At 62.6% G+C, this 20346-nt stretch carries 21 protein-coding genes and 1 other annotated feature; of the genes, 8 read left to right on the plus strand and 13 right to left on the minus strand.

Translation table 11 applies throughout. The features are described from left to right. Positions 1 to 3 precede the first annotated feature (3 nt). The 4 genes from FQV27_RS06490 to FQV27_RS06505 are packed head-to-tail and all read right to left on the minus strand — an operon-like array spanning position 4 to position 3491. On the minus strand, positions 4 to 627 hold the full coding sequence (locus FQV27_RS06490; protein ID WP_147097055.1) for a glycosyltransferase family 29 protein: 624 nt from the start codon (positions 625 to 627) through the stop codon (positions 4 to 6). Further along, complete coding sequence (locus FQV27_RS06495; RefSeq protein ID WP_147097056.1) at positions 624 to 1664, minus strand: glycosyltransferase family 4 protein; 1041 nt, start codon at positions 1662 to 1664, stop codon at positions 624 to 626. The genes FQV27_RS06490 and FQV27_RS06495 overlap by 4 nt, the downstream gene beginning before the upstream one ends. Continuing rightward, the gene (locus tag FQV27_RS06500; protein ID WP_147097057.1) at positions 1657 to 2844 is read right to left on the minus strand and encodes an MFS transporter; all 1188 of its coding nucleotides are present in this window, start codon (positions 2842 to 2844) and stop codon (positions 1657 to 1659) included. Before FQV27_RS06500 ends, FQV27_RS06495 begins: the two co-directional genes overlap by 8 nt. Further along, positions 2844 to 3491, minus strand: a complete 648-nt coding sequence (locus tag FQV27_RS06505; protein WP_147097058.1) for a carbonic anhydrase — start codon at positions 3489 to 3491, stop codon at positions 2844 to 2846. Before FQV27_RS06505 ends, FQV27_RS06500 begins: the two co-directional genes overlap by 1 nt. Before the next feature lie 142 nt (positions 3492 to 3633). Here FQV27_RS06505 and FQV27_RS06510 point away from each other — a divergent pair, with 142 nt between their 5' ends. The 3 genes from FQV27_RS06510 (at position 3634) to FQV27_RS06520 (ending at position 6318) form a co-directional block, all read left to right on the plus strand. Then, positions 3634 to 4005 (plus strand): hypothetical protein, encoded by a 372-nt coding sequence (locus FQV27_RS06510; RefSeq protein WP_246133019.1) that lies wholly within the window; start codon positions 3634 to 3636, stop codon positions 4003 to 4005. 103 nt (positions 4006 to 4108) lie between these two features. Next, positions 4109 to 5488, plus strand: a complete 1380-nt coding sequence (locus FQV27_RS06515; protein ID WP_147097059.1) for a leucyl aminopeptidase family protein — start codon at positions 4109 to 4111, stop codon at positions 5486 to 5488. After that, positions 5485 to 6318 (plus strand): C40 family peptidase, encoded by an 834-nt coding sequence (locus FQV27_RS06520; protein WP_147097060.1) that lies wholly within the window; start codon positions 5485 to 5487, stop codon positions 6316 to 6318. Before FQV27_RS06515 ends, FQV27_RS06520 begins: the two co-directional genes overlap by 4 nt. Here FQV27_RS06520 and FQV27_RS06525 read toward each other — a convergent pair. Genes FQV27_RS06525 through rbfA form a run of 4 tightly spaced genes read right to left on the minus strand, consistent with a single transcriptional unit; the run spans position 6308 to position 8899 of the window. After that, positions 6308 to 6802 (minus strand): GNAT family N-acetyltransferase, encoded by a 495-nt coding sequence (locus tag FQV27_RS06525; RefSeq protein WP_147097061.1) that lies wholly within the window; start codon positions 6800 to 6802, stop codon positions 6308 to 6310. The two genes, FQV27_RS06520 and FQV27_RS06525, sit on opposite strands and share 11 nt — an antisense overlap. Then, positions 6799 to 7695 (minus strand): tRNA pseudouridine(55) synthase TruB, encoded by an 897-nt coding sequence (gene truB, locus FQV27_RS06530; protein WP_147097062.1) that lies wholly within the window; start codon positions 7693 to 7695, stop codon positions 6799 to 6801. The genes FQV27_RS06525 and truB overlap by 4 nt, the downstream gene beginning before the upstream one ends. Positions 7696 to 7737: 42 nt before the next feature. Continuing rightward, positions 7738 to 8490: a phosphodiester glycosidase family protein gene (locus FQV27_RS06535; protein WP_377768693.1), complete on the minus strand. Its 753-nt coding sequence runs from the start codon at positions 8488 to 8490 to the stop codon at positions 7738 to 7740. Further along, complete coding sequence (rbfA, locus tag FQV27_RS06540; RefSeq protein ID WP_147097064.1) at positions 8480 to 8899, minus strand: 30S ribosome-binding factor RbfA; 420 nt, start codon at positions 8897 to 8899, stop codon at positions 8480 to 8482. Before rbfA ends, FQV27_RS06535 begins: the two co-directional genes overlap by 11 nt. Positions 8900 to 8971: 72 nt before the next feature. Between rbfA and dapB the strand changes: the two genes are divergently transcribed. Further along, positions 8972 to 9781, plus strand: coding sequence for a 4-hydroxy-tetrahydrodipicolinate reductase (gene dapB, locus FQV27_RS06545; RefSeq protein ID WP_147097065.1), 810 nt, complete (start codon positions 8972 to 8974; stop codon positions 9779 to 9781). Positions 9782 to 9812: 31 nt separating this feature from the next. On the opposite strand, the gene FQV27_RS06550 is transcribed toward dapB, so the two are convergent. Both FQV27_RS06550 and FQV27_RS06555 read right to left on the minus strand, forming a co-directional pair. Beyond that, positions 9813 to 10565 (minus strand): metallophosphoesterase family protein, encoded by a 753-nt coding sequence (locus tag FQV27_RS06550; RefSeq protein WP_147097066.1) that lies wholly within the window; start codon positions 10563 to 10565, stop codon positions 9813 to 9815. Next, positions 10565 to 11497, minus strand: coding sequence for a diacylglycerol/lipid kinase family protein (locus FQV27_RS06555; RefSeq protein ID WP_147097067.1), 933 nt, complete (start codon positions 11495 to 11497; stop codon positions 10565 to 10567). The genes FQV27_RS06550 and FQV27_RS06555 overlap by 1 nt, the downstream gene beginning before the upstream one ends. Before the next feature lie 113 nt (positions 11498 to 11610). Here FQV27_RS06555 and FQV27_RS06560 point away from each other — a divergent pair, with 113 nt between their 5' ends. Further along, positions 11611 to 14739 (plus strand): valine--tRNA ligase, encoded by a 3129-nt coding sequence (locus tag FQV27_RS06560; protein WP_147097068.1) that lies wholly within the window; start codon positions 11611 to 11613, stop codon positions 14737 to 14739. Further along, the gene (locus FQV27_RS06565) at positions 14739 to 15062 is read left to right on the plus strand and encodes a DnaJ family domain-containing protein (RefSeq protein WP_147097069.1); all 324 of its coding nucleotides are present in this window, start codon (positions 14739 to 14741) and stop codon (positions 15060 to 15062) included. Before FQV27_RS06560 ends, FQV27_RS06565 begins: the two co-directional genes overlap by 1 nt. Here the strand turns inward: FQV27_RS06565 and FQV27_RS06570 are convergent, their stop codons facing one another. Both FQV27_RS06570 and FQV27_RS06575 read right to left on the minus strand, forming a co-directional pair. After that, positions 15063 to 15764, minus strand: coding sequence for a response regulator (locus FQV27_RS06570; RefSeq protein ID WP_147097070.1), 702 nt, complete (start codon positions 15762 to 15764; stop codon positions 15063 to 15065). Continuing rightward, positions 15761 to 16285, minus strand: a complete 525-nt coding sequence (locus FQV27_RS06575; protein ID WP_147097071.1) for a MarR family winged helix-turn-helix transcriptional regulator — start codon at positions 16283 to 16285, stop codon at positions 15761 to 15763. Before FQV27_RS06575 ends, FQV27_RS06570 begins: the two co-directional genes overlap by 4 nt. Before the next feature lie 149 nt (positions 16286 to 16434). Here FQV27_RS06575 and FQV27_RS06580 point away from each other — a divergent pair, with 149 nt between their 5' ends. Continuing rightward, complete coding sequence (locus tag FQV27_RS06580; RefSeq protein WP_147097072.1) at positions 16435 to 17304, plus strand: branched-chain amino acid aminotransferase; 870 nt, start codon at positions 16435 to 16437, stop codon at positions 17302 to 17304. Between the two features lie 101 nt (positions 17305 to 17405). Next, positions 17406 to 18530 carry an alkane 1-monooxygenase gene (locus FQV27_RS06585; protein ID WP_147097073.1) on the plus strand — a complete coding sequence of 375 codons (1125 nt, stop codon included), beginning with the start codon at positions 17406 to 17408 and terminating at the stop codon, positions 18528 to 18530. A gap of 166 nt (positions 18531 to 18696) precedes the next feature. Here FQV27_RS06585 and FQV27_RS06590 read toward each other — a convergent pair whose 3' ends face one another. Further along, the gene (locus tag FQV27_RS06590) at positions 18697 to 20187 is read right to left on the minus strand and encodes a SulP family inorganic anion transporter (protein ID WP_147097074.1); all 1491 of its coding nucleotides are present in this window, start codon (positions 20185 to 20187) and stop codon (positions 18697 to 18699) included. 52 nt (positions 20188 to 20239) lie between these two features. Then, positions 20240 to 20297 (minus strand) — a sequence feature (sul1 is cis-regulatory element that is thought to sense ions involved in sulfur or methionine metabolism; They are found in Alphaproteobacteria). Between the last annotated feature and the right edge of the window lie 49 nt (positions 20298 to 20346).

Consider the following 20346-nt stretch of genomic DNA (forward strand, 5'->3'; position numbering starts at 1 on the left):
GATCTATTTCAGCGGCTGCAGGGTCAGGCGTGGGTCAGCCTCGATGAGGCGCGCAACCCACGCTGCTTCTGCCGGAAAATCATGCGGCACCTGCTCGGCCGATCTGCTGCCGGAAAGCGATTTCGACGCGAAGAAGTCGAAGCCATAAAGGTCAAGCCGCGCGAGGTCGGATTTCAGCAGCAATGAGATGAGCATGGCACCGGTCGTGGGTTGCGCGCCGATTTCCTGTTCAAGCGCTTCGTAATCCGCAAGCGGATGCAGATAGAACCCCGCAGAATGCGCGCTTGCATGGTCCAGCCGCTTGCGTTTGTGCGACATCCACAAAATCCGCGCCGGGCCGATCCTGTTGCGATCGGCGCGGCGCAACCGGGTCGCAAGCCCCAGCCAATCCGTGCGCGCGCCGTGGCTTTCGCTGTAGGGCATCGGGGCGAGGTTGATCCGAACGACAATATCATGCGCGTCGATCTCGTTGCCGTAGGTGCTGTTTGCAAGCGCGCGGGCATTGCCAACCAGCGCCACGCTTTTGCCCGCCAGATCACCAAGCAGAGCGTCTTGCGGCACAGAAAGCCGCGCCAGCATCGCCTCGTCACGCATGAGCCTTGCGGCGATGAAGCGAAGCGGGGTCATGCCAGAAGTGCCCTGTAGACATCCACGATGGCGCGGGCCTCTTCCTCGATCGAGTGGTTGGCAAGGACATGCTTGCGTGCGGCAAGGCCGGCCGCTTCGCGGGCCTGCGCGTTGTCCAGCCAGCCCCTGATGGCGGCTGTAAGGGCGTCCTGATTGTCCGCCGGCACGAGCGATCCTGTCTCGCCTTCCCGAACCAAAGTCTCGAAGGCACCGACTCTCGTCGCGACAACCGGCACCGCGCAGGCCATCGCCTCCAGTGGTGTCAGCCCAAAGCCCTCCCACCGAGCGGGCGCTACGAACAGATCCAGCGCCTGATAGTGCGAAACGACATCTTCCCACGGCAGTTCGCCCAGAAACCTGATGCGATCCGACAGACCGGCGTCGTCGATCCGGCCCTTCAGTTCGTTCACGAAGTCTTCGTTGTCACGCGTGACGCGGCCTGTGAAGATCAGGTGCGCTTCGGGATGATCCGGGAACAGCTCAAGGGCAGCGTTGACCAGAAGATCGACCCCCTTCTGCGCGCGCACGCGGCCGAAACAACCGATAATCACAGCATCCGGATCAAGCCCCAGCGATGCCCGCAGGCTGCTCTTGTCGGCAGGGGGATGAAAAATCTCGGTATCGACGCCGTGAAGGATCACATTCGCCGGCCGCTCCAGATACGAGGCCGCTTTGGGCGAGGTCGCGATCAGCGCATCCTGCTGCCGGATCAGCCATTTCGTGAAGCCGGTATGATGGCGCTGCGCCGCCGAGGTGAACAGCAACCGATAGCGCCGCCGAAGCAACCGCCTGACGATCAGCCCGAGCGCCATTTCGGTGTTGCGACGCGCATGCCAGACCCGCCAGCGGTTTCGTGGCAGGGTTGCCGCACGCCGAAGCGGGATATGGGGCAGACCCGCGGGCAGACCGGGGCCGGTCGTCGTGATGCCGATCATCTTCGCCTGCACCGGTATCAGACGCACGACCGTCGCTGTCACCCCTGAAAGGCGGCGCTTGAGGTTCGGCGCGACGACTTCGATCTGCTCTGGTTCACTCATGCGGGGCCTCGGGGGTCATGAAATACAGCACCAACCCTAAAGCAAGTGGCAGGGTAAAGAACAGGAACAGGGTTGAATAGGCCGCCGTCGGTCCGCCTGCAGCAAGGGCATGCTGAAAGACCGGCCGCGATCCGAATTGCAGCAGGCCCGTCCCGCCGATGGAGAACATGTTCAGAAATGTCACCCCGCGGCCTACAAGATGCGTGGGAAGAAACGCCCTGCCATGCGCGATCAGGAGCACATATGACGCCCCCGAAAACCCGACAAGCGCCAGAAGCGCGACCGAAAGCGCAAGGCTCTGCGTCGTGAAAAGCCACAGCGCGCCGATCACAACGACCGTGCCTGCCGTGCCGATCAGGATCGTCCGCCTTACCGACCCGACAGCGCGGACTGCCGGACCCGCAAGGAAATTCCCTGCGATCATCGCAAATCCCATCAGCAAGGTGGCATTTCCGACCGTCGCGGGCGCTGCACGGAACACGTCTTCAAGATAGGGGCCTGCCCATAGCCCGCGAATTGCTGCGGATGCGCCGTAATTCACCGCGAAAAGCGGCAGGATGAACCACAATGCGCGAAGCCGCAGAATATCGGACAGCCGCCCTGCGGGATGGCTTCGGTCAAGTCGTTCCGGGTCGCGCACGAACAGCCATTCGGCGAGCGCGACGCCAAGCGTGATCGCACACATACCCCAGAGCGTGCTTCGCCAGCCAACAGCTTCGGTCACCACGACCAGCGGCGTCGCGCTGAGAAGATTGCCAAGCGCCCCGACAGCCACGAACATGCCGGCAAGGGTGCCGAACTCGCGCGGTGAAAAGTTTCGCGCGAAGATGTAATAGGCTGACATCAGCGCGGGTGAACAGCCAATTCCGATCAATCCCATCGCGGCGTGAAGATGCCAGGGCGCGCTCGCCATCGCGAAGACAGCTGCACCTGCTGCCGCCGCGAGCATCAGCGCCGATGCGGTCGCTTTCGGGCCGATCTGGTCCAGCCAGCGCCCGACCGGCACCTGCATCAGCGCGAAGGCCGCGAACCAGATACCGGATGAAATCGCCAGATCGCCTGGCGTCGCCCCGATTTCCTGTCTCAACTCGGGGCTGAGGACCGCAAGAAAGGCGCGGTAAAACTGGCTCAGCATATAGCCGAGCACCAGAACCCAGATCCCAGGCGTAAAGCGCCCCATCACACCCTGACGAATTGCCCCGCGGGGCCGTCATACTGGAACAGCGTGCCGTCACCGATATCGTGGATCAGGCCGTGCAGGCTCATCCGGCCGGATTCCACCGCCTCGCGGACGAAGGGGAATCCCATCAGGTTTTCCAGCGACACCATTACCGCCTCGCGTTCAAGCGCCGGGATCTGTTCGGCCTCCGGCAGGTCCGATATGCGCGCGTATCCCGGCTTCAGAATATCCATCCAGCGCCCGACAAAGCTGGATTCGTCTTCAAGTTCGGGGGCGTGTCCGGAACACATCGCGTGGCACCCCGCGACGCCGCCGCATTTTGTGTGCCCCATCACGATCAGATGCGTGACTTTCAGCGCCTGCACCGCATATTCGACCGCCGCCGATGTGCCGTGTTGCTGTCCGTCAGGCGTATAAGGCGGCACCAGATTGGCGATATTGCGATGGATGAAGAACTCTCCTGAATCGGCCCCGAAGATAGAGCTGACATGCACGCGAGAATCGCAGCACGAGATGATCATCGCCCGCGGGCGCTGTCCTTCATCCGCGAGTCGAGCATACCATGCACGGTTGTCCGTGAAGGTCGTCGCCCGCCAGCCATTATAGCGGCTGACCAGATATTGCGGCAGGGGCCTGGCGTTGTGCATCGGATTTCCTTTCATTCGCGCTTGCTAGCAATAGGCCGGTATTATCCTCAATTCGAGCGATTTTTCCGCTTCCGGGTAAGGAAATCATAACGGCTGCCTGCAATGTTCTGCGGACGTGTGGGGACACGAATATGTGGAGTGGATGATTATGAAAGTGGCATCTCTGGGGGTGGACGAACCCATTCGCGTCGATAACGGCAGGGTGCAGGACATCGTCAACGAATTGGGCGAAACGGCGGCAGAAGGTCTGATCCAGATGGCGCTGGAACAGATGGCAATCGCTTTGGGCACCCTGAAGGACAGCGCGCGACGCATGGACGACGGCGCCGTGGTCGTGCAGGCAGAACGGCTGTCGCGGCTTGCATGGCAGGTTGGGCTGGTTTCGCTGGCAGGCGTCGCGGTGGATGTCGCGGATTGTGCGCGACGGCACGAAAGCGTGGCGTTGACCGCGACGCTCGCGCGGATGGATCGTATCGCCGCCCGATCCTTGACCGAGATATGGGAGGAGATCTGATCGCTGCTATGCCGCGCCGCGCGGATCATCGCGATGCGCATTGGCTTGCGGGCGGGTAAACGCAGTGACATTGTGCGGCCCAACCCAGCAAGCCGAGGTTCCGATGACACCCGAATTCGCCCCTGACGCAGGCAGCGCGCTTCCTCTCTGGCTGGTGCGTGACGGGCTGCCCGACCAACTTGGCGAGGCTGCGCGGAACTGGGCGAATGCCAGCGGCTTCAAAGGCGGTTCCGGGCAGGTTTGCCTTCTGCCGGGGAAGAATGGCGCGATAGAGGGCGCTCTGATCGGCCTTGGCAAGGCGTCGGGCCGTCCTCCGCGCGAAAGGTTCGTGCTGGCAAAAGCGGCGGCGCTTCTGCCCGAAGGACCGTGGCGGGTGATGCGTTGGCCCGAAGATGTTGACCCTGCCGAATGCGCGTTCGCGTTTCTGCTCGCGCAATACGCGTTCGGGCGTTACCGCAAGGCGGATGGGGCGAAGGCGCGTCTGGTCGCGCCCGACGGCGTGGATGCCGCGCGCCTGATCGCGATGGCGGAGGCAGAGTTTCTGACCCGCGATCTGATCAACACGCCTGCCAATGACTTGGGGCCAGCCGCGCTTGAGGTTGCGGCGCGCGACGTCGCGCAGCGCAACGGCTTTGCTGTGGACGTGATCGAGGGTGACGCGCTGCTCGATCGGAACTTCCCGCTGATACATGCTGTGGGTCGTGCAGGTGATCAGCCTCCGCGCCTCATCGACATGACGCGCGGCGATACCGGCCCGACGCTGACGCTTGTCGGGAAAGGCGTTTGTTTCGACACTGGCGGGCTCGACATAAAGCCACCGGCGAGCATGGGATTGATGAAGAAGGATATGGGCGGTGCCGCGACGGTTTTGGGTCTTGCCCAGATGCTCGTGGCAACGGGCGCGGCGGATGGCATGCGCCTGCGGGTGCTGATCCCTGCGGTCGAGAATGCCATCGCAGGCAATGCCTTTCGGCCCGGCGATATCCTGAAAAGCCGCAAAGGGCTGTCGGTCGAGGTGAACAACACCGATGCGGAAGGCCGTCTGGTTCTGGCAGACGCCATGGCCTACGCGGCCGAGCGCAAGCCGGACTGGCTGATCACCATGGCTACCCTGACCGGGGCCGCACGCGTCGCTCTCGGCCCGGATCTGCCGCCTTTCTACTGCGACGACGAAGATGCGGCGGCAGCCATACATGCCGCCGGAATGGCGAATTGGGACCCGGTCTGGCGCATGCCATTCTGGGAACCTTACGAGGAGATGATCGAGCCTGGCATCGCCGACCTCGACAATGCGCCCTCCGGTGGCATGGCCGGATCAATCACGGCGGCGCTGTTCCTGCGGCGGTTTTCGGAAGGCGCTGCGCATTACGCCCATTTCGACATCTATGGCTGGCAACCGAAACCCGCGCCGGGGTGCCCGAAAGGCGGGGTGCAGCAGGGCGCAAGGGCGCTTCTGGGCGCACTTCCCGATTTGCTGAAATGAACGACCGCCGGATCACTGCGGCAACGGACCGGGTCGCGCTGTCCTCGCTGCGCGGCATTGTCGAGCGCCCGGACTATACCGACGGGTCTGCGGCGCGTGTGACCGCGCCGCTTGCGGAATTGTTGACTGAACCGGGCGGTGCGCGTGACCGGCAGCTGAATCTCGGTGCTGACGTTACGCTGATCGAGGAGAGAGACGGCTGGGCCTTCGTGCAGGCCGAGCGCGACGGCTATGTCGGATGGATGGCGGTTGGTGATCTTGGCAGCGCGCTGCCCGCGATCACGCATCGGGTCAGCGCGCCTGCGACGCATATCTATCCTGAACCGAACATGAAGCGGCACGAACTGGCGCGGCTTTCGATCAATGCACGCCTGTCTGTCGATGGGGTCGAGGGTGGCTTTGCGCGCTTGGCTGGGGGTGGCTTCGTGCCTGTGCAGGCAATTTCGGATGGTTTTGCCGATGATCCTGTTGAAGTCGCGGAATCATTGCTTGGCACGGCCTATCTGTGGGGCGGAAACAGCCGCGACGGGATCGATTGCTCGGGCCTGGTGCAGGCAGCCCTGCATGGTTGCGGCATTGCCTGTCCGGGCGATGCCGATCTGCAGGAACGCGCGTTCGAACCCGTCGAACAGATTGAGCGTGGCGATCTTCTGTTCTGGCCCGGCCATGTCGCAATGGCGTGCGGCGACGGGCGCATGGTCCATGCGACCGCTTGGGCGATGCGGGTCATCCACGAAGATATTGCCCAGGCGATCGCGCGCATCGACGCCGCTGGCTACGGCCCGTTCCGCGGTGCGCGGCGACCGGCGCGTGTGGCCATCACCCGGTAAAGGCGGGATGATACGCGACCTCGCCCTGTGGCGCGGGGCCGCCAAATGACAGGGCCATGAAATATTCCGGCGGCACGTCTTGAAGCCATAGCGACGTATTGGCGGCGAAGCCGAAGCGGACGTAATAGGCCGGATCGCCCAAAACGACACAGCCCTTTCGGCCATCGTCGTGCATCCGCGCCAGCCCCTCGCGGATGAGGGCCGACCCGACGCCCTTGCCCTGCCTGTCAGGGGCGACGGATACCGGGCCAAGGCCCACCCAGCCCCGATCTTCCCCGGCAATTGTGACGGGCGAGAAGGCGATATGCCCGACGATGCTCTCCCCCTCGACCGCGACCAGCGACAGAAGCAGCGCGTCCGCCGCGCGCAGATTGTCGACGATCGCCGCCTCGGTCCCGTCGCTGTGTTCGGCGGTCAGGAAGGCGGCAGTGGTCAGGACAGAAATCGCCGATATGTCGGCGGCTGTTTCAGGACGGAGATTCATGGGTTGAACACCCGGTCCGGCTGAACCTCGCCGCCCATGAAGCGGCCAATGCAGATAGCGCGCCCGTCGTGGCTTACCCAGACCTGTTCACCATATTGGGCCGTGCCGCCGATGACCTGTCCGGGGTTGCCGTTGCGGATGCGGACCGCGCCCTGATCCGTTGCGCGCATCTCGGGCAGATCTGTCAGCGCGGACTGGATTGGCAGCAGGCGCGCCTCGATCTCGGCCTGATTGGCGCGGTCGACCAGTGTGAAGGGTACGGCATTCGTGACATCGAACGGCCCCGACCAGACGCGTCGCAGGCTTGCGACATGTCCAAGACACCCGAGCGCACGGCCCAGATCGCGGGCGATCGCGCGGACATAGCCGCCCTTGCCGCAAACCATGTGCAGATCGGCCTGATCGGCGCGGGCCTCGGTCAGGGTAAGCTCATCGACGTAAAGCGGACGCGCGTCCAGTTCCAACACCTCGCCTTCGCGGGCAAGGTCATAGGCGCGCGCGCCGTCCACTTTCACGGCCGAAAAGGCAGGCGGTATCTGCATGATATCGCCGATGAAGCGAGGCAGAGCAGAGAGGATCTGATCGGCAGACGGCCGCGCGGCAGAGCTGTCCAGAACCTCGCCCGCGGCATCGTCGGTGATGGTCTCTGCGCCCCAGTTGACGGTAAAATCGTATGCCTTCAGCGCCTCTGTCAGCACGGGAACGGTCTTTGTCGCCTCGCCCAGTGCCACTGCAAGCACACCGGTCGCATCGGGATCGAGCGTGCCCGCATGCCCCGCCTTCTTCGCATCCAGCGCCCAACGCACCTTGCCCACCACATCGGTCGACCCGATGCCCGCAGGCTTGTCGACGATGAGCCAGCCGGAAATGTCACGGCCCTTCTTGCGTGCCATATCGCCCCCTTGAACGCGAAAGCTGGGCGGATAACGTCTGGGTCAGCTTTCGTCAACCAGCCCGATGATGGGCCCCATCGGCCAGCCGAAATCGTTGCGGCGGACCTGCGGCGCATAAAGTCGCGAGATCGATCCGTCGAAATACAGCGCATTCCGCGCAGCCAGACCATCGCGGAACAGACGACCGAATTCGTGGAACGTCACGGGGCGGTCGGAAATCGCAAACCACGCGGTCTGCCCATCAGCGGACACCCCGACACCGTTGCGGACATATCGGCTGTCAGAATCCACAAGGAAACGCGGGTGCAGTTCACCGTCAATCACCAGCATCGGCCCGGATTGTGTGGCGAGGCGACATTGCGGCTGCGCATCAGCAAATGCGCGGGATTCGATGACCGCATAGGGCTGTGTGCCGCCAGCGCAGAAGACGCCATTGGGCAGAAGGCCGAAATTCCCACCGCCGCCGGCGGTGACAAGCTGGCCGTGGGTTTCATCGCCTGACTTGAACAGGCCGACCGGCCCATAATCCAAATGAAACATCCCGGCATTCATCGCGAAAGCCAGCGTCTGTTTGCCGAGTTGGCCGCGCAGGTTGCCGAAATTGTTCAGCGCACTCCCATCGTCGTCATAAAGCCACAGGCCAAGACGCGGCTCTTCCTTGGCGCTTACCGTGCAGACGGTATAGCCTTGCCCGTCATGATCCATCCGCGCGCAATCGGCGGCGGCAGCAGGCAGGGCAAGGGTGACGAAAGCCCCGGCCGCGACGCCAAGCCGGCAGAGCAGCCTAGTCCAGATCGTCATCTTCGTCGTCAGCCTCGATATCACGGCGCACACGTTCGTCGGCGAACATACGGCGGGTATCGTCCATCCGGTCGAAAGTTTCGTCCAACTGGAAACGGAGTTCAGGTGCGTATTTCAGATTGAGGCCCTTTGCGACCAGATGGCGCAGTTCACGAGAGTTGCGACGAAGCGCGGACAGCGCCTCTTCGGCGTCGTTCCCGCCAAGCGGCATCACGTAAGCCGTCGCGACCTTCAGATCGGGCGAGGAACGGACCTCGCCCACGGTGATCGAATGCCGGTTCAGGTCGGGGTCGTGGACCTCTGCCCGCAGCAGCAGCTCGGACAGGCGGTGACGGATCAGTTCGCCCACGCGAAGCTGGCGCTGCGAGGGTCCGGGGCCGGTATGAAAGCGGTTCTGTGCCATGCTGCCAGATGTAGGGGCTTGGGCCGCGCCCCGCAATGGACTAAGCGAGGGGGAAAGCATGGAGATTTCGCGATGGAGAAACCGGGTATTGTCGTCACAGGCGTTTCGGGACGCATGGGGCAGATGCTGGTGCGTCTGATCGGCGAATCCGACAAGATGCAGCTGGTCGGCGCGGTCGAGCGGCCGGGCAGCGATTGGATCGGGCGCGATCTTGGCGAGGCGATGGGCGGGCAGCCCACCGGCGTGATCGTGACTGACGATGCCGTTTCGGTCATCGCGAAAGCGCAAGCGGTCATTGATTTCACGACGCCCGCCGCAACGGTTGCCTTCGCGGAACTGGCCGCGCAGGCACGTGCCGTGCATGTGATTGGCACAACCGGGCTGCGGCCGGACGATCTGTCGGCGATTTCGCGCGCTGCCCGTCATGCACCGATCATCCGGGCCGGAAACATGAGCCTTGGCGTCAACCTGCTTCTTGGCCTGACCCGAAAGGTTGCCGCTGCGCTTGGCACCGATTGGGATATCGAGGTGGTCGAGGCGCATCACCGCCACAAGGTCGATGCGCCCTCTGGCACTGCGCTGATGCTGGGCGAGGCGGCGGCAGAAGGGCGTGGTGCGACGCTTGACGAATTGCGGGTTCCGGCACGCGAAGGCATGACCGGCGCGCGTAAAGAGGGCAGCATCGGATTTGCAGCAATTCGCGGTGGCGATGTGGTCGGCGAGCACGACGTGATCTTTGCCGCACCGGGTGAGCGGATTGTCCTTCGCCATCTGGCGACCGACCGGGCGATCTTCGCGCGCGGCGCATTGCGGGCCGCGCTTTGGGGGCAGGACAAGGGGCCGGGCGAATACGACATGATGGACGTGCTCGGGCTGGACTGAGCATGCCGAAATCGCGCTCGGTTCGGCAGCCCTAGCGGCGGCTCGGCAGCGCGATCGGCGGTTGCGGCACGAAATCGGCCCCGTCTTTCGGGGCGATCATTCTGGTCAGCTGAAAGCCCCCGGCTTCGGCATCGAGGATCGCGATCTCGTTCGGTGGGTCCTCACTGCGGTCGCAAAGGGCCGAAGCCGCGTGGATCTGCTTCATGCCGCTCGCGGAACTCGCCAGGTTGAAATGGTGCAGGTGCCCGGTCAGCACCAGATCGACGCCCGCCTCATCATAGGCGGTGATTGCCTTTTCGGCGTTCAGCATCAGTTCCTTGGTTTCGCCGGGCAGCAGACTTATCGGGTGGTGCTGGACGACCATGACCGGCCCGGTCCGCGCGAGGTTTTTCACGCGCGCGATTTGGCGGTCGGTCAGGCGGCCATTCCGCCAGCGATAGGGAAAGGTCGAATTCACGCCGATAATTTTAAGCCCCGGCAGTTCCAGCAGCGGCTCTCTTGGTCCGGGGACCGACATTTCGTATTCATGAAACGGCCACAGCAACCGACCGGGCACATTCATGAGCGGGATGTCATGGTTGCCCGGCACACACAGCCAGGGCAGCCCGGTCTGATCTAGGATCGCCTCTGCCTCAGCGAACAATTCGCGCCGGGCGCGTTGGACAAGATCGCCTGCCACGACGATATGTTCAGGTGCCGCATCGCTGATCGCATCCAGCATTGGCTGGACAAGGCGCGGGCGGTGCATCCCGATATGCAGATCAGACAGAAGCGCTACTCGCATCAGTTCGCTTTCGGCTCTGCCGGGACCAGAACGCGCAGCGCGCCCTTGCGGATTGTCAGCTTCAGCGGCGCAGGCACGCGCGAGCGTTCGCCATCATGGGCGACGTGCCGGGTCGGCCGGTCCGTGTTGATGACGAACTCATCGGCGATAATCAGGTCAAAATCCTCGCCGCGAGAGGTCTTGCCAAGCGCCAGCCGCAACGCTGCGCCGATCAGGCCGCGTGCTGTGGTGGCCTTCGCCACAAATAGCGGCAGGCGGTCGCGCTTCACGTCCTCTGCCCCTTCAAGACCGAAACTTTCCAGCTGCGTCTCGCTTTGGGCAACGAAAGCCAATGCGGTGCGGAACTGCTTCGTTTCGCCGTTGACATGGGCGGTCAGCTTCAGCGGGTGGCGAAGATCCATCAGCGTGCGCAGCACAGCCCAATAGGCAAAGATGCGGCGGCGGCCGAAGCGGCGATAGGCGTCCTCGCGACGTTCAAGTATCTCTGGATAGGCACCAAGGCTGACATTGTTCAGGAACACCTTGCCGTTCATATCCCCAACCGAAACTGGCGCGACATGCGCGTTCAGCAGCGTCTCGACCGCCTGTTCCGGTGTTTCTCCGACGCCGAGATCGCGGGCGAAGTAGTTGAATGTTCCGCCGGGAACGACCCCCATGACGACATCGGCACCATGATCGGCGAGCGCTTGGGCGACCGCCGCCTGCGTGCCGTCGCCGCCAACGGCGATAATCAGATCGTGGTCCCTGGCGGCGGCTGCCGCAATGTCGGTCAGGCTTTGTCCCTTTGCCGGACGTATCGCACTAAACGCGGCACAGGCGGGCGCGAGGCGTTCGCGCAGCATGGCTTCGACCCCGTCGCCATTGCCAGAGCCCGCCTTGCGGTTAAGGATCGCGGCCACGCGGGCTTGGGAAAGGTCGAACGTCTCGGTCATCTGTGCCTGCCTGGCTGCTCGGGTCACAAACACGCTTGGCGCGTCGAGGGTTCCCGCACTTGGCCTTGCGCTTCGAACGGGCTAGGACAGCGCCAAGAGATCAGGGGATCACGATGAGCATGGACAAGACTTTCGACGCCCAAAGCGCAGAGGCCCGTATCAGCGCCGAATGGGAAAACACCAACGCGTTCGCCGCCGGTGCCAACGCGCAGCCGGGGGCCGAGGCGTTTTCCGTGCTGATCCCACCCCCCAACGTGACCGGCAGCCTGCATATCGGCCACGCGCTGAACAACACGCTGCAGGATATTCTGGTCCGCTGGCACCGGATGCGCGGCTTTGACGTGCTGTGGCAGCCGGGACAGGATCATGCCGGTATCGCCACCCAGATGGTGGTCGAACGTCAGATGGCCGAGCGGCAGGAGCCGAACCGACGCGAGATCGGGCGCGACGCCTTTGTTGAAAAGATCTGGGCGTGGAAGCAGGAATCCGGCGGCACGATCATCAATCAGCTGAAGCGTTTGGGCGCATCCTGCGACTGGTCGCGCAACGCATTTACGATGTCAGGTGCCCCCGGCGCCCCTGCGGGCGAGGAGGGGAATTTCCACGACGCCGTGATCCGCGTCTTTGTGGATCTGTATAACAAAGGCATCATCTATCGCGGCAAGCGCCTGGTGAACTGGGACCCGCATTTCGAAACCGCGATTTCCGATCTGGAGGTCGAGAACCGCGACACCCCCGGCCACATGTGGCATTTCAAATATCCGCTGGCCGGAGGCGAGACCTATACCTATGTCGAGCGTGACGAGGACGGGAATACCCTGTTCGAGGAGGAGCGCGACTATATCTCCATCGCCACCACGCGCCCGGAAACCATGCTGGGCGATGGTGCGGTTGCGGTTCACCCCGACGACAAGCGTTATGCGCCCATCGTCGGCAAGCTGGTGGAAATCCCTGTCGGACCGAAGGAACAGCGCCGCCTGATTCCGATTATCACCGATGATTACCCGGACATGAATTTCGGCTCTGGCGCGGTGAAGATCACCGGGGCGCATGACTTCAACGATTACGGCGTCGCGACCCGCAATAACATTCCGCTTTACGCGCTGATGGATACGAAAGGCGCGATGCGTGAGGATGGGCTGTCCTACCCCGAAAGCGCCGCTGTCGCGAGCCGTGCGGCGCGGGGCGAGGATGTGGGCGATGTGTCGAACGTGAACCTTGTTCCCGAAGATCTGCGCGGGCTGGACCGGTTCGAGGCGCGCAAGAAGGTGGTCGAGGAAATCACCGCCGAGGGGCTGGCGGTGATGACACAACCCTCGGACCCGCGGCTGGGTAAAGCTGCTGCGCGTCCGCTTGAACCAGAAGAAGGCGGTGAGGCGCGGGCCGAGGAACTGGTCCCCCTGATCGAAGCCAAACCGATCATGCAGCCTTTTGGCGACCGCTCGGGCGTGGTGATCGAGCCGATGCTGACCGATCAGTGGTTTGTCGATACGCAGAAGATTGTCGGTCCCGCATTGGAGGCCGTCCGCGACGGCCGCACCCAGATCCTGCCGGAACAGCACAAGAAGGTTTATTTCAACTGGCTGGAGAATATCGAGCCATGGACGATCAGCCGCCAACTCTGGTGGGGGCATCAGATTCCGGTTTGGTATGGGCTGGACCTTTCAGCGCCGGGATTTGCCGATGACGAAGGCGACGGCGCGCTGGACGAGGTCGAACTTTTCGAATTGCTTCGCGAAGGGCTGGTTCAGAAAGGCGAATTCCATCGCGCTGCACCCAGCTTCTCCGAAGTCATCGAAAAATTCCGCGACGACATTGCGGGTCTTCCGCAACCCCTGGAAATCAGCCGCGTGATAGAGGTCGCGGACCGCGAAGCCGCCGTGGATGCCTTCGCGCAAGGATTGGCTGACTATAACCTCTCGCAGGACCCGACCAAGCTGGTCTATCCCGTTTGGCGCGACCCCGACGTTCTCGATACTTGGTTCTCCTCGGGACTCTGGCCCATCGGCACGCTCGGCTGGCCGGACAAGACGAAGGAGATGGAGAAGTATTTTCCCACCGATGTCCTCGTCACCGGGTTTGACATCATCTTCTTCTGGGTCGCCCGGATGATGATGATGCAGCTGGAGGTCGTGGGCGACATCCCCTTCCACACCGTCTATGTCCACGGCCTTGTTCGCGACGAAAAGGGCGCGAAGATGTCGAAGTCGAAGGGCAACGTGATCGACCCGCTGACGCTGATCGACGAATATGGCGCGGACCCGCTGCGCTTCACGCTGACCAGCATGGCCGCGATGGGGCGTGATCCGAAGCTGGGGCCGAAGCATGTCGAGGCGAACCGGAATTTCGTCACCAAGATCTGGAACGCCACGCGCTTTGCCGAAATGAACGGCGTGCGTGGTGGCGGTGATCGCCCGAACCCTAGCCATACCGTGAACCGCTGGATCATCGGCGAGGTCGCGCGGGCGGCGCAGGCGATGGATGCCGCGCTTGAAACCTATCGCTTCAACGACGCGGCGACCGGGCTATACGCCTTTGTCTGGGGCAAGGTCTGCGACTGGTATGTCGAATTCGCAAAGCCCTTGTTCGACGGCGAATATGCGGAGGAAACCCGTGCCACGATGGGCTGGGTTCTGGATCAGTGCTATGCGCTGCTGCACCCGATCATGCCGTTTGTGACCGAGGAGCTTTGGGCGCTGACCGGGGATCGCGACAAGATGCTGGTTCATGGCGATTGGCCGGAACTGGGCGCGGATGTCATTGATGCTGACGCGGATCGCCAGATGAACTGGGTGATCTCTGTCATTGAAAACATCCGATCGGCCCGTGCGCAGATGGGCGTGCCGGCAGGTGCCCGGATCGACCTGATCGTGACCGAGGCCGATCAGGCCGCCCGCGATGCGCTGGCTGCCAATGCGCCGCTGGTCGAGCGTCTTGCACGGGTGAACCCGCCTGCGCAGGGCGCTTCAGGCAAGGGCATGATCGCGGTGTCGGCGCCCGGCGCGTCATTTGCGCTGCCCATCGGTGACGTGATTGACGTCGCCGCCGAAACCGCTCGTCTGGAAAAAAACGCGGCAAAAACCGGCAAGGATGCGGATGGCTTGCGCAAGCGGCTCGATAATCCCAAATTCGTCGAGAATGCCGATTTCGAGGTGATCGAGGAGACACGCCAGAAGCTCGCCGATCTGGACGAAGATCTTGCCCGGATCAACGCGGCACTGGGGCAGCTGAAAGCGATGTAATGCACTGGTTCGAGCGGATTGCCAAAAAGCGTATCGACGAGGCGGAAGCCAAGGGCGAATTGCGCGGACTTGAGGGCGAGGGGAGGCCGCTTGACCGCGAGCGCCTGCGCGAACGTGCCGAGGATGTGCTGCATCGCATGATGGCCGATACGGGCTTCATCCCCGAAGAATTCCGCCTGCGCAAAGAGGTTGAAGCCAAGCGGGCCGTGCTGGCGCAGATCGAAGACGAGGCAGAGCGGCATGCCCTGCAGCGCCATATCGCGCTGCTGGAACTGCGCGCCAATATCGCCACCGACGCGCGGCGGGCGTCTGCCCGGAACTGATCAGTCAGGCATCAGCATATAGCCCGCGCCGCGCACCGTCTGAAGGTAGCGCGGCTCTTTTGGGTCGGGTTCAATCTTGCGCCTCAACCGGGTGATCTGGACGTCAATCGCCCGATCCGAGCCTTCAACCTCGTCGGACGGGCCGCGCCCCAGATCCTGTGTCAGATCAATGCGACTGACCGCCTGTCCCGGCGTCTCTGCCAATCGGCGCAGCAAGGCGGCCTCGGTGCCGGTCAGGTGGATATGGCTTTCGCCCTCGAACAGTTGCCCGCGCTCGGTGTCGTAGCGAAGCGTGCCGAGGGTCATGAACTTCGGCCCCGCCGGCTGTGCCTGCGGCACCCGCCGCAGAATGGCGGAAGTGCGCAGCAGCAATTCACGCGGTTCGAAAGGTTTCGGCAGGTAATCGTCCGCACCCGCTTCAAGGCCGGCAATCCGATCCTCGGTTTCGCCTCGCGCTGTCAGTAGCAGAACCGGGGTCGTGACACGTTTGCGAAGGTCGCGCGTCAGGCTTATCCCGTCTTCGCCCGGCATCATCACGTCCAGCACGATCAGGTCGAATTCCAGACCGCGCAGCAATTTGCGGGCGTGTGCGGCGTCTGTCGCCATCGACACGAGGTATCCGTTCTTCACCAGAAACTTGCGCAAGAGCGTTCGGATGCGTTCGTCGTCATCGACAACAAGGATATGGGGGGCATCGCTCATTCGGCGGCCTCGGCGCTGCGCATTTCACGAAACTGGCGCGCCCCGGCTTCATCCATCATCGCTTCGAGCACGGTGCGAAAACCGGCGACCGCCTGTGGGCCTGCGGCGCGATAGGCCGCGCGCACGCGCGCGCGCTGTGCCTCGGACAGCCGACGCTCCAGCTCTGCGCCGGCAGAGGTGAGATAGAGCAGTCTCTCGCGGCGATCGCGCTTTCCGACCCGCGATTCGACAAGACCATCCTTCAGCAATGCGCGCAGCACCCGGTTCAGCGACTGTTTGGTGACGCCAAGAATATCAAGCAGCGCCGACACTTTCAGGCCGGGCTTGCGGGCGATGAAATGCAGCGCGCGGTGATGGGCGCGGCCGTAATCCATTCCTTCAAGGATTTCGTCAGGGTCAGCGGTGAAGGCGCGATAGGCAAAGAAGAACGCCTCGATCCCGCCGCGGATCTGTTCATCAGTCAGGAAAAGCAGGTTTTCCGGTCCTTGCCCGCTGCCTGACTTGATCGCCGGTTCCCTCATCGCTCCTCCCCCCTCGATTGGTTCTTTTTAAGTCAGTGTTGTTGACTTTCCAAGAAGCAAAAGATAGCGAATTCCGGGATTAAAGAAATAATGCGTCGGATATGTCGAATACGACGAAATAAATGGAAAGAAAATCGAGGAAAGACGTGATGACCGGAACATACGATGATCGCGATGGCAAGATCTGGATGGATGGCGCACTGGTCGACTGGCGCGCGGCCAATGTGCATGTCCTGACCCACGCGCTGCATTACGCCTCGTCGGTTTTTGAGGGCGAGCGCTGCTATGGCGGCAAGATATTCAAGGGCCACGAACATTCGCTTCGTTTGATCGAATCCGGGCGCTTGCTGGATATGCCGGTGCCCTATTCGGCCGAGGAACTGGATCGCGCCAAGGCAGAGGTGGTGGAGGCGAATGGGTTGCAGGATGCCTATATCCGCGCGCTCGCATGGCGTGCTTCGGGACCGGATATGGGCGTTTCGGCGGCGCGAAATCATGTCCGCGTCGCGATCGCCGCGTGGGAATGGGGCAGCTACTATGGCGACGCAAAGTGGCAGGGCGCAAAGCTGGATATCAGCCGATGGAAGCGCCCCGATCCCGAGACGATCCCCGCCGCTGCGAAGGCGTCCGGTCTTTACATGATCTGCACCATGTCCAAGCATGCCGCAGAGGCAAAGGGTTGTTCCGACGCGCTTTTCTACGACTGGGAGGGGTATGTCGCCGAGGCGACGGGGGCCAATATCTTCTTTGTGAAGGATGGAGAAATCCATACGCCGCTGGCGGATCGGTTTCTGAACGGGATCACGCGACAGACGGTGATCCGGATTGCGCGCGACATGGGGTTGAACGTGCATGAACGCCGTATCAGCCCTGAGGAGCTTTCGGAGTTCAGCGAATGCTGGTTGACCGGGTCTGCGGCCGAGGTGACGCCGGTCGGTCAGATTGGCGAGCATAAGTACAAGGTTGGGCAGATCACACGAGAAATAGCAGAAGCTTATGACGCCTTGGTAAGGGCATGACGCGCGGCGGCGCCGACCAACGTGCTGAATTTTTTTCTCAGCGAACGGTCCGTGCAGGCAGTGGCGATTTCCAGCGCGCGCGAATGATCCTATAAGGTGCCATGACGCACAATTTTCGCAGCGCCCTTCCGTTCTGGATGTCCTTGGCCCTTGTGCCGCTGGCCGTGCTGGCCGCGTGGCAGGGGGCGTGGTGGTGGTTGGCGATTCCGGGTTTCGCCTGGTACATGGTGACCGGGCTGGATCTGGTGCTGGGCCTGAACAAAGACAACCCGGATACCGAGACACCGCTGGCGCAGCTTTTCTGGTATCGGGCGATCACGGTCATCTGGGCACCGGTTCAGGTTCTGCTGATCTTCGGGCTGATCTGGTATGCCACACGATCCGGTCTGTCCGGCTGGGAGAAGCTGGGCCTGTTCACCGGGCTTGGTGTGGCAAGCGGCACCATAGGCATGGTTTATGCCCATGAATTGCTGCATCAACGCCCGGCATGGGAGCGGTTCTTGGGGGACCTGCTGCTCGCATCCACGTTGTATTCGCATTTCCGGACAGAGCATCTTCTGGTGCACCATGCATGGGTGGCAACGCCGCGCGATGCGGTTTCAGCGCGGTATAACGAGGGTTTTCACCGCTTTTTCTGGCGTGTGCTGAAGGAAGGGCCGCAAAGTGCGTGGCGGGCCGAAAGCGCCCGTCTGCGTCGCGCGGGAAACGCTGCGAGCGACCGGCGCAACCCATTCTGGCGATATCTGGTCTTGCAGGGCACGATGCTTCTGCTGGCACTGTTGCTGGGTGGCTGGCAGGGGGTTCTGCTGTTCGTCTGGCAGGCTTTTATTGCCGTCTGGCAGCTGGAACTGACGAACTATGTCGAGCATTACGGCCTGACGCGAAAGCATCTTGGCGACGGCAAATACGAGCATGTGAAGCCGCGCCACAGCTGGAACGCGGCGCATAAGGCGTCGAACTGGCTGCTCATCAACCTTCAGCGGCATTCGGACCATCACTATAAGCCGGATCGCAGGTTCCCTCTGCTACAAACTTATGGCGAGGATGAGGCACCGCAGCTTCCGTTCGGCTATCCCGCCATGACATTCGTGGCGATGATTCCACCCCTTTGGCGGCGGCGGATGAACCCCCGTGTCAGGGCCTGGCGGCGGCAGTTCTATCCCGAGATCGAGGATTGGGGGCCGTATAACCGCGGCGATCTGCCGATGCCGCGCAATGCGCTTTGAGCGTATGATAATCCGTCCATAACGCGTATATGATCTGTATATAACGCGTATATACACTCCGACGACCCGACCTCGCGGGGGATGGGCTGCGATTGGGTCGATCATGCGGGCGGTTTGCGGGAAGGTCAGCCCGCAAACCTGATGCAGGCCCGGCAACGCGCCGGGCTTAATGCGCCAGCAGTTCGTCCATCTCGCCGGGCTTGTCGTGGATGGCCAGCTTGTCGACGATGGTTTCCGAGGCCGCGTTCATGCCGACAATCGAAACGCCGATGCCCAGACGGCGGAATTTCAGCACGGCACTGTCAAGCGCCTGCACGCTGGAAATGTCCCAGATATGCGCGTCGGAGACGTCGATGATGACGCGGTCCACCGGTTCGCGGAAGTTCAGCGCAGCGGTGAAATCCTCGATCGAGCCGTAAAACAACTGGCCCTCGGCATGGTAGGTGCGTGTGCGCCCGTCATCTGACAGGGACGTCGTGACGCGGAACAGCTGCGCGATCTTGGCGGCGAAGAAGATGCCTGACAGAAGCACACCGACCAGCACGCCGATGGCGAGGTTGTGGGTGTAAACCACCGCGATCACCGTCGCCAGCATGACGATGGAAGACGAACGGGGGTGAATGCGAAGGTTGCTGATCGACACCCAGGAAAAGGTGCTGATCGACACCATGATCATGATCGCCACAAGTGCGGGCATCGGGATCTGCGCGACCCAAGGGCCAAGAAAGACGCAGAAGATCAGCAGCATGACGCCCGCGAAGAAGCAGCTGAGGCGACCCCTCCCGCCGGATTTCACGTTAATCATGCTTTGCCCGATCATCGCGCAGCCGGCCATGCCCCCCATGAAGCCGGTGGCGGTATTAGCGATGCCCTGACCGATGCATTCCTGATTGCGGCTGGTGCGCGTGTCGGTGAGTTCATCGACAAGGTTCTGCGTCATCAGGCTTTCCAGCAGGCCGACCACGGCGACGGCCAGCGAATAGGGGAAGATGATCGTCAGCGTTTCAAGGTTCAGCGGCACATCGGGCAGCAGGAAGACCGGCAGCGTATCGGGCAGTGCGCCCATATCGCCCACCGTCCGCACGTCGAGATTGAAGGCCAGCGAAATGGCCGTCAGCACCATGATGGTCACAAGTGGCGAGGGGATCGCGCGGGTGATGCGCGGGAACAGGTAGATGATCGCAAGGCCCGCCGCGACCATGAAATAGGTCAGCGTGCTGACCCGGCGCGGGTCGAGTTCGGGCAGTTGCGCCATGAAGATCAGGATTGCCAGTGCGTTGACGAAGCCTGTCATCACCGATTTCGAAACATAGCGCATGACGAAGCCCAGTTTCAGCGCGCCCATCGCGATCTGCAAAAGTCCGGCCAGCACGGTTGCGGCCAGCAGGTATTGCAGCCCGTGATCGCGCACCAGTGTGACCATCAGGACGGCAGTGGCGGCGGTCGCGGCAGAGATCATGCCGGGCCGCCCGCCCGCCACCGCAGTAATCACCGCGATGGAAAAGCTGGCATAAAGGCCGATCTTCGGATCGACGCCGGCAATGATGGAAAAGGCAATCGCCTCGGGGATGAGGGCGAGCGCCACGACAAGGCCCGAAAGCAGGTCACGGCGGATATTGCCGGTCCATTCCCGGCGGTAGCGTTCATATTGGTTCATGCAGTCTTCCAAACCCGGCGGGGATGCCGGAAGCCGTTACGGGCCGTGTTCAGGTTGTCCGGCGGATGGGCGGCCGGAAGAGCCATCCGGGGATTGCACCCGGATCCTTGTTCGCTGCGGGCCGGATAGGGAAGAATGGCCGCGATTGCAACGCCCGGC

This window comes from Paracoccus aurantiacus (genome assembly GCF_007993065.1).
GTDB classification, from domain to species: domain Bacteria; phylum Pseudomonadota; class Alphaproteobacteria; order Rhodobacterales; family Rhodobacteraceae; genus Paracoccus; species Paracoccus aurantiacus.

Coding starts and splice junctions, on each gene's coding strand:
- FQV27_RS06490 (WP_147097055.1), bottom strand. CDS start 627: ATGACCCCGCTTCGCTTCATCGCCGCAAGGCTCATGCGTGACGAGGCG.
- FQV27_RS06495 (WP_147097056.1), bottom strand. CDS start 1,664: ATGAGTGAACCAGAGCAGATCGAAGTCGTCGCGCCGAACCTCAAGCGC.
- FQV27_RS06500 (WP_147097057.1), bottom strand. CDS start 2,844: ATGGGGCGCTTTACGCCTGGGATCTGGGTTCTGGTGCTCGGCTATATG.
- FQV27_RS06505 (WP_147097058.1), bottom strand. CDS start 3,491: ATGCACAACGCCAGGCCCCTGCCGCAATATCTGGTCAGCCGCTATAAT.
- FQV27_RS06510 (WP_246133019.1), top strand. CDS start 3,634: ATGATTATGAAAGTGGCATCTCTGGGGGTGGACGAACCCATTCGCGTC.
- FQV27_RS06515 (WP_147097059.1), top strand. CDS start 4,109: ATGACACCCGAATTCGCCCCTGACGCAGGCAGCGCGCTTCCTCTCTGG.
- FQV27_RS06520 (WP_147097060.1), top strand. CDS start 5,485: ATGAACGACCGCCGGATCACTGCGGCAACGGACCGGGTCGCGCTGTCC.
- FQV27_RS06525 (WP_147097061.1), bottom strand. CDS start 6,802: ATGAATCTCCGTCCTGAAACAGCCGCCGACATATCGGCGATTTCTGTC.
- truB (WP_147097062.1), bottom strand. CDS start 7,695: ATGGCACGCAAGAAGGGCCGTGACATTTCCGGCTGGCTCATCGTCGAC.
- rbfA (WP_147097064.1), bottom strand. CDS start 8,899: ATGGCACAGAACCGCTTTCATACCGGCCCCGGACCCTCGCAGCGCCAG.
- dapB (WP_147097065.1), top strand. CDS start 8,972: ATGGAGAAACCGGGTATTGTCGTCACAGGCGTTTCGGGACGCATGGGG.
- FQV27_RS06550 (WP_147097066.1), bottom strand. CDS start 10,565: ATGCGAGTAGCGCTTCTGTCTGATCTGCATATCGGGATGCACCGCCCG.
- FQV27_RS06555 (WP_147097067.1), bottom strand. CDS start 11,497: ATGACCGAGACGTTCGACCTTTCCCAAGCCCGCGTGGCCGCGATCCTT.
- FQV27_RS06560 (WP_147097068.1), top strand. CDS start 11,611: ATGAGCATGGACAAGACTTTCGACGCCCAAAGCGCAGAGGCCCGTATC.
- FQV27_RS06565 (WP_147097069.1), top strand. CDS start 14,739: ATGCACTGGTTCGAGCGGATTGCCAAAAAGCGTATCGACGAGGCGGAA.
- FQV27_RS06570 (WP_147097070.1), bottom strand. CDS start 15,764: ATGAGCGATGCCCCCCATATCCTTGTTGTCGATGACGACGAACGCATC.
- FQV27_RS06575 (WP_147097071.1), bottom strand. CDS start 16,285: ATGAGGGAACCGGCGATCAAGTCAGGCAGCGGGCAAGGACCGGAAAAC.
- FQV27_RS06580 (WP_147097072.1), top strand. CDS start 16,435: ATGACCGGAACATACGATGATCGCGATGGCAAGATCTGGATGGATGGC.
- FQV27_RS06585 (WP_147097073.1), top strand. CDS start 17,406: ATGACGCACAATTTTCGCAGCGCCCTTCCGTTCTGGATGTCCTTGGCC.
- FQV27_RS06590 (WP_147097074.1), bottom strand. CDS start 20,187: ATGAACCAATATGAACGCTACCGCCGGGAATGGACCGGCAATATCCGC.